Source organism: Marinobacter sp. UBA2498, assembly GCF_002341575.1.
Taxonomy (GTDB): Bacteria; Pseudomonadota; Gammaproteobacteria; order Pseudomonadales; family Oleiphilaceae; genus Marinobacter; species Marinobacter manganoxydans.
On the sequence record NZ_DDOI01000112.1, the window covers coordinates 23,389 to 31,060 of the forward strand.

A 7,672-nucleotide genomic window follows, 5' to 3' on the forward strand; every position below is an offset into this window, starting at 1 on the left:
GGCCACATTCTTCGTGCGTGTTCAGGGAGAGTCCATGATCGAGGCTGGCATCTATCCCGGCGATGTCCTGGTGGTGGACCGGTCGCTGAGAGCCAAGCACGGAGACATCATCATCGCCAGCCTGGAAAGCGAGATGACGGTCAAGCAGTTGCATTTGACGCCACCGCCTGTTCGCCTCCTTCCAAGGAATTCAGCGTACCGGCCTATTACCGTCGAGGGCGATATGGTGATGGAGGTGTTTGGGGTGGTCACCAACGTCATTCGGTCACTCAAGCGGGGAGGCCAGGGATGACACCTGAATCGGCAGTATCCTTTGTCACCGTAAGACGACGGTTCGATTTTCGCAGCATCGAGGTCGGACGCTGGGTGACGCCCCAGGAGCGGGGCCGGGCAGCCGGCCGGTTTTATCAGGCGCTGTGTGATTTGATGACGATCCTGCGAGGACCGGAACCATTGATCTCCCTAAGGAGCACGCTGGGCCTGCAGTATGGCATCGGCGGCCGGCTGGGCGTGGCGGCGCACTATATCCCTGCCACCCGGCAGCTGGCGCTGGCCAAGAACGCCGGTGCAGGTAGCCTCGCTCATGAGTGGTTTCACGCCTTTGATCACTACATGGGTGGCAAAGCTTACCGGAATGCCGGACCGTTCGGCTTTGCCTTCGCCTCCAGTGCCTGGCTGAACAGCGTAAGCAGTAAACCCCACCCACTGAATGAACGGCTAGGCGCCTGCTTCCAGGCCATCATGCTGACGGAGGACGGCACTGCACCCAGCACTTTGTTCAGGGCCTCCCTGATGGCCGATCAGCACTTGAGAACGGTTTATTACACCAAGCCGGAGGAGCTGTGCGCTCGCGCCTTTGAAGCCTTCATTGAAGACAGCCAGCCGCGTAACCGATTTCTGGTAAACGGAACCGTTCACTCTCATGAAGCCAAGGCGGGTCTGTATCCGCAGGGCGAGCATCGCCAGCGGATAAATGACGCCTTTCAGTGTTACTTTGCCGCTCTCGGGGCTGCGTTGTACCGGGAACAGGCCAAAGCCGGATGAAGACAGCCGTATTCGCCTTGGTGGACTGTAATAACTTCTATGCCTCCTGCGAGAAGCTGTTCCGTCCGGATCTGCGTCATACACCGGTTGTGGTGCTGTCCAACAACGACGGCTGCGTCGTCGCCCGTTCCAAAGAAGCCAAGGCGCTGGGGATCAAGATGGGCGTGCCGGTTCATCACATCAAACCGGAAATTCGCCGGTACGGCATCCAGGTGTTCTCCTCCAACTACACCCTCTATGGCGATATGAGCAGACGGGTTATGACCACTCTTGAAGCCCTGGCTCCGCGAGTAGATGTCTATTCCATCGATGAAGCGTTTCTGGACCTGACCGGCATTGACCGGGTGGTGTCTTTCGAGCACTTTGGGCGGAAGATCAAGAACACGGTTTATCAGAACGTCGGCTTGCCAGTCTGTGTGGGCATTGCACCTACGCGAACCCTGGCCAAGCTGGCCAACCATGCCGCCAAGAAGTACCCGGCAACCGGCGGCGTAGTCGATCTGACGGACCCCGCCCGGCAACGGCGGCTGATGGCTCGCGTACCGGTTGAGGACGTATGGGGTGTCGGGCGAAAACTCCGTGCCAGGCTTCAGGCCATGGGCATAGTCACGGCGTTACAGTTAGCGGATACCCATCTGGCAACGCTCAGAAAACAGTTCTCTGTCGTGTTGGAACGCACGGCCCGCGAACTCAACGGCATTCCCTGTGTGCCGTGGTATGAAGTGCCACCGCCCAAGAAACAAATCATGTGCTCCCGTTCATTTGGTCAGCCCCTTCAAAAACTGAGCGACCTGGAAGAAGCCGTGGTGCACTTTGCGACTCGCGCTACCGAAAAACTTCGGGGAGGTCAGCAGTATGCGGGAGAGCTGATGGTGTTCATTCGAACGAATCCGTTCAAGACGACGGCACCGCAGTATTCACGCAGTGCCAGCGTGAAGCTCATCCAGCCCAGCCAGGACTCCCGGGTTATTGTGCAGCAGGCCCTGAACCTGCTTCGACCGATGTACCGGGAAGGATTTAATTACGCAAAGGCCGGCGTTATGTTGGGGGAGCTAGTGGAAGAAGTGGGGCTTCAAGAGGATCTATTCCAAGCGGCCCCGGAGCAGGTGCCAGACAATGGCAGATCGGAGCGCCTGATGGTGGTGATGGATACGATCAACCGAAAGTCCAGGGCGACGGTCTACATGGCCAGAGAGGCAGGGCCTGCGGCCTACGCGATGCGGCGGGGGCATTTGTCGCCGGCGTATACGACCAGCTGGGATGACTTGCCAAAGGTTCGCTAGTAAACATAAGCGAACATTCACGGCTGCTCTTTCGCACACGCTTCTTTCAACAAAAACACTTCGATATTTATCAAATCGTCTAACTGAGAAGCTGGCTTTTTGGTTTGGCTATGTACTGCAAGAAGGCCCGGGCTGTTCTTGGCGTTTGGAATGTCTTGTCAACAGCGCAAAGAAAAGCAGAACAATCAAATTGCCTCTTGCACATCTACCTACTAATAGGTGGATTAATTGGCGCATGTTTAATGACCAACAGAGGCAATCAATGAAAATCTACGATATCGAAGGCTTCCCGAACCCGCTCCGCGTTCGCATCGCTCTGGCAGAAAAAGGCGCAACAAACCAGGTGGAATTCGTCCCGGTCGATGTCATGGGCGGCGAGCACCGTTCCGAGGCGTTCAAGACGAAAAACCCGGATGCCACCGTGCCCATGCTGGAACTTGACGACGGCACCTGCATCGCCCAGTGCAATGCCATCACCGAATATATCGACGGCGTCTTTGATGGTCCGTCCCTTATGGGTACAACCCCAGCGGAGCGTGCCCGTATCGCAATGATGAATCTGCGGGCAGAAAACGGTCTGATGAATGCCGTGGGTGCCTATTTCCATCACGCGACCCCCGGGCTTGGTCCGGATCTGGAAACCTGGCAGTGTGCTGAATGGGGTAATAAACAGAAAGAAATTGCCAGCGCAACCATGACCTATCTTGACAGCGTTCTGGCGGACAATGAGTTTCTCGCAGGCGACAGCTTCTCGGTCGCAGACATCACCGCCTTTGCCGGCCTGGGGTTTGCGGATTTCGCGAAGGTGGACATTCCCGAGTCCCTGACCAATCTCCAGGCCTGGCGCGCAAAAGTCGCAGCCCGTCCTTCAATTGCCGGGTAATCCGAAACCTTCGGATTTAATGTAAGCGCTGAAAACATGAAGGGCACAAAAGGGAGGAATAACATGGAGATCAATGCAGATTTCTCCAAACCGGTGGTTATGCATTCCGACCAGATTGAATGGCAGCCCTCGCCCATGAAAGGGGTGGAGCGGCGCATGCTGGACCGGATCGGGGACGAAGTTGCCCGCGCCACGACCATCGTGCGTTATGCGCCGGGCAGTCATTTCTCGGCGCATACCCATACCGGTGGAGAAGAATTCATCGTACTCGATGGCGTGTTCCAGGACGAGCACGGTGACTTCCCTGCTGGCACCTACGTGCGCAACCCCCCAACCACGTCACATATTCCGGGCTCTGAAACGGGCTGCACGATATTTGTGAAACTGTGGCAGTTCGACCTGGCCGACCGCACCCAGTTCAGCAAGAATATGGAGGCCGAGCTGGGCGCCCCAGTGGGCGGCGTTGCCACCGCAAAGCTGCATGAGGACGATCGTGAGATCGTGACCTACAGCCAGCTCGATGCGGGGGCGACACTGACCTCTGAGGCGCCCGGCGGAATCGAACTGCTGGTGGTCGAAGGTTCGGCTATCAGGGATGGCGAGGTGCTGGCCAGGCATGACTGGTTGCGCCTCCCTGAAGGACACAGGTTGTCCGTGACGGCCGGGGACGACGGCGCCAAGATCTGGATGAAAACGGGGCACCTGCGATTTGCCGGGGCACCGAGGGTATAAGCCCGGCAATAGCGGGATTGAAAAGGCAGACAGGTGAACAACCATGAACCGTGATACCAGAACAGCCCTGATGGATCTTGCCGAGCACACCGTCCGGTCACGGGGCTTTGACGGGTTCAGCTACGCGGATCTGGCCGAGGCCATCGGCATTCGAAAGGCCTCGATCCATTATCATTTCCCCACCAAGGCGAAGCTCTCCGAAGCCTTGATCGAGCGCTATCAGACCAGTCTGCAGCAGGGTCTGACCGAGATAGACGCAGCCCATGCCAGCGCTGGCGCGCGCCTCAAGGCACTCATTGCCCTGTACCGCGGGGCGTTGCATGATGGCCAGACCGTGTGTCTGTGCGTTGCCTTTTCGACCTGCCGCGAAAGCCTGTCCGACACCGTTATTGCCAGAGTCGGCGCCGTTCGCGCAATGGTTCTGCAGTGGATTACGGCAACGTTTGAACTGGGACAAAGGGATGGATCCGTCTCGGCCATCCTGGGTCCCGCCGATGAAGCGCAGGCGACCCTGGCGATGCTGGAAGGGGCCCACCTTGCCGCGCGCACCGAAGAAGACCTCGCCGTGTTTGATGCCGCAACGCGACTGCTGCGCGCCCGCTGCCAGTAACGACGGGACAGGAATCGCGCTTTGATGTACAGAATCGCTACGCAAATTGACTCATAACGAGCGAAAAGGAGCAAACAGATGATGAGCACCCTGAAAACAGCACTGGCAGCAGCCACGCTGTCACTCACTGTTGCAAGTACGCAGGTACTGGCAGAAACGCAAACCAGAACCATCGAGTATCAAGTCGGCGACGAGACCTTCACCGGCTACATGGCCTGGGATGATGAATTCGGGCAAAAGCGTCCGGGGGTTCTGGTGGTCCATGAATGGTGGGGGCACAATGAATTTGCCCGGAATCAGGCAGAACGACTTGCCTCGGCCGGCTATACGGCGTTTGCGCTGGATATGTATGGCTCTGGCAAACAAGCCGACCATCCCGATACCGCCCAGAAGTTCATGCAGGAAGCCACTCGGGACATGAGTCAGGTCAAGGCGCGCTTCATGAAGGCGATGGACATCCTGAAGAACCACGAAAGTGTTGATGCGTCCCGAATTGCGGCACAGGGTTATTGTTTTGGCGGCGCCGTGGTTCTCAACATGGCGCGCATGGGCGTCGATCTGGACGGCGTTGTCAGCTTCCACGGCGCGCTCGGCAGCCCCCTCACGGCTGAACCCGAGTCCGTGAAAGCCAGGATCCAGGTGTACACCGGCGGTGCCGACAAGCTGGTCCCCTCGGATCAGGTCGCGGGCCTGGTCAAGGAGATGCAGGATGCCGAAGTCGACCTGACACTGGTGAGCTTTCCCGGAGTACTGCACTCATTCACCAACCCAGGCGCCGACAAGATCGCCGAGGAGTTCGGCATGCCGGTTGGTTATGATGAAGAGGCTGCCAGCCGTTCCTGGGATGGCACCATGCGTTTCTACAAGGCCATCTTCACCCAGTAACACAAGCGAGTGCAAACAAACCGAAACCGGCAGTATTTACAGTGAATTCTGGAACACCAACCGAAAAGCATGATGAGGTGCAACATGGCAACTGAGAGTTTACCACTGTTCGATGGAGACAATCGTCCAGGCTACAAGTCGCTGGGCAACTCGGGGCTGTTCGTATCCGAACTGTGCCTGGGCACCATGACCTTCGGCGGCGATGAGGACATCTGGGGCCTGATCGGCCAGTTGCAGCAGGAACAGGCCGACGAACTCGTGAAGATCGCCCTGGAGGCGGGGATCAACTTTATCGATACCGCCAACATCTATGGTTTCGGCGCCAGTGAGCGCATCGTCGGCCAGTCCCTGAAGAATCTCGGCGTTCGCCGCGAAGATGTGGTGCTGGCGACCAAGGTGCTTGGCCCCATGGGGGCTGGCCCCAATGCCCGTGGTGCTTCCCGCGGCCATATAATGAGCGAATGCAAGGCGAGCCTGGCGCGCCTGCAAACGGATTATATTGACCTGTACCAGATCCACGGTTTTGACCCGGCCACACCGATCGAGGAAACTCTGGAGGCACTGAACACCCTGGTGCAGCAAGGCCATGTGCGTTACGTGGGCCTGTCCAACTGGGCCGCCTGGCAAGTGATGAAAGCCATCGGCATCACCCGGGCCCGCAACCTGTGCCCGATCATATCCATGCAAGCCTACTACACCCTCGTAGGTCGCGATCTGGAGCGGGATATTATTCCGATGCTGGAATCTGAGAACGTCGGTCTGATGGTGTGGAGCCCACTGGCCGGGGGTTACCTGTCCGGTAAATACGAGGGGCCGGACGTTTCCGAAGAAAACCGGCGCGCCAAGTTTGACTTTCCGCCCGTCAACCGCGAGCGGGGCAGCGAAGTCATCAAGGTTATGCGGGAGATTGCCGATGGCAAACAGATCGACGGCGAACCGGTCAATGTGGCACAGATTGCCCTGTCATGGCTGCTACACCAGAAGCCTGTGACCAGCATCATCGTTGGCGCCAAGCGGCCCGAGCAGCTCAGGGACAATATCCGCGCGGCCCAAATCCGCTTGTCCGACGATGAACTGGTAGCCCTGGATGAAGTCAGCCGCCTGCCCGAGGAGTACCCGGGCTGGATGATGAAGATGATGGCGGGGTACCGGGATCCGGTAAAGCCGGGAGAATGATGTCGCCAATTGATATCACGGGTAGCCGCGCCGCTCTGGTGCGGCTACCGGGGGAGGAGAGCATGAATATATTGTAAAACGCAGAAGCGCATGCCCACTGATCGCTTTATTGGATTTGCCGGCTGTTGCTGAGGCTGAGTTAGGCTGATCGATTCCATTTTAATGTTCGCGCTGGACCTGTCTGGAATGTAACCCCTGCTTATACAGGTCTCTTTACAAGTTATAGGTTTTGACAACCCTCGAGATCCCCAGTACCGATAAGCCCGAGACTCACTCTAAAAAGTCGCAAAGTGCGAAATGTCAATCATGCATTTCAACTTCCGGCAATGGCAATGCCTGGCTCTACTGCCGTTAAGTTGCGTCAAGAAAGCCAGATTCCTGAAAGGACAAGCAACATATACTCCTATCCGAAACCAACGTGTGCCTTTCCCCAGACAGAAGCACCGGCGTATAGACAAAAACAAAGAGCTATGGAGTGTATTAATGGCGATCTTCCCCCGGTTTTCGGTAAGGGCGATATCCCTTACAGTTGCAATACTTTCCGCAGGATTCTCTCTTTCTGCCCAGGCCAGCATGGGCAACATCGGCACCACCTACGGGGTAATGGCGGTCGACGTGGCCACAGCTCAGTCTCTCTCAATGTTCAATGATCAGGTGTCTGCCACCTACTATAACCCTGCATATCTGACAAAAGATCCCAAGGGTGAGCTGACCGTTGGCCTGCTTCATGCTGAACAGGAACTAAGGGCGGAAAGCCCTCAGCGCAATAGCGATATACTCGCCGATTCTCCGAGCCAGCATGTGCTGATCGGCATGAAAACCAATCTCACCTCAATGACTCGTTCTGACCATCCGATCTATCTTGGCTTCATCGCGGGAGTGGAGAAATACGGCAAGGAACTGCTGGCTTTTTCTTCAAATACATCGGAAAGCGGCCAGTTCCTGGAGTACGGCAAGGAGCCCCTGTTCCTCAATATCGGTGCTGCCACCACTATCTGGCGTGGTATTGATGCCGGCATTTCGGCAAGGATCACGCTTGAAGCCAAAGCCGACCTCGAT

Annotated in this window: 8 protein-coding genes and 1 pseudogene; all 9 read left to right on the plus strand. The window is 57.1% G+C overall.

Features of this window, described 5'->3' with window-relative positions:
- Window positions 1-292 (plus strand): LexA family protein (locus B2W52_RS15690; RefSeq protein ID WP_286803704.1); only part of this gene is annotated, 292 nt, incomplete at its 5' end.
- Window positions 289-1,044 (plus strand): CLCA_X family protein, encoded by a 756-nt coding sequence (locus tag B2W52_RS15695; RefSeq protein WP_008170346.1) that lies wholly within the window; start codon window positions 289-291, stop codon window positions 1,042-1,044. The genes B2W52_RS15690 and B2W52_RS15695, both read left to right, overlap by 4 nt.
- Window positions 1,041-2,327 (plus strand): translesion error-prone DNA polymerase V subunit UmuC, encoded by a 1,287-nt coding sequence (gene umuC / locus B2W52_RS15700; RefSeq protein ID WP_008170345.1) that lies wholly within the window; start codon window positions 1,041-1,043, stop codon window positions 2,325-2,327. The genes B2W52_RS15695 and umuC overlap by 4 nt, the downstream gene beginning before the upstream one ends.
- A 262-nt stretch (window positions 2,328-2,589) precedes the next feature.
- Window positions 2,590-3,210 carry a glutathione S-transferase family protein gene (locus B2W52_RS15705; RefSeq protein ID WP_008170341.1) on the plus strand — a complete coding sequence of 207 codons (621 nt, stop codon included), beginning with the start codon at window positions 2,590-2,592 and terminating at the stop codon, window positions 3,208-3,210.
- A gap of 63 nt (window positions 3,211-3,273) precedes the next feature.
- Window positions 3,274-3,942: a cupin domain-containing protein gene (locus B2W52_RS15710; RefSeq protein WP_008170339.1), complete on the plus strand. Its 669-nt coding sequence runs from the start codon at window positions 3,274-3,276 to the stop codon at window positions 3,940-3,942.
- Window positions 3,943-3,985: 43 nt separating this feature from the next.
- Window positions 3,986-4,552 carry a TetR/AcrR family transcriptional regulator gene (locus tag B2W52_RS15715; protein WP_008170337.1) on the plus strand — a complete coding sequence of 189 codons (567 nt, stop codon included), beginning with the start codon at window positions 3,986-3,988 and terminating at the stop codon, window positions 4,550-4,552.
- Between the two features lie 78 nt (window positions 4,553-4,630).
- On the plus strand, window positions 4,631-5,437 hold the full coding sequence (locus tag B2W52_RS15720; RefSeq protein ID WP_008170335.1) for a dienelactone hydrolase family protein: 807 nt from the start codon (window positions 4,631-4,633) through the stop codon (window positions 5,435-5,437).
- A gap of 84 nt (window positions 5,438-5,521) precedes the next feature.
- A complete protein-coding gene (locus tag B2W52_RS15725; RefSeq protein WP_008170333.1) occupies window positions 5,522-6,613 on the plus strand; it encodes an aldo/keto reductase in 1,092 nt (363 codons plus the stop codon).
- Window positions 6,614-7,096: 483 nt separating this feature from the next.
- Window positions 7,097-7,672: pseudogene (locus tag B2W52_RS15730) on the plus strand (aromatic hydrocarbon degradation protein); the annotation flags it as partial.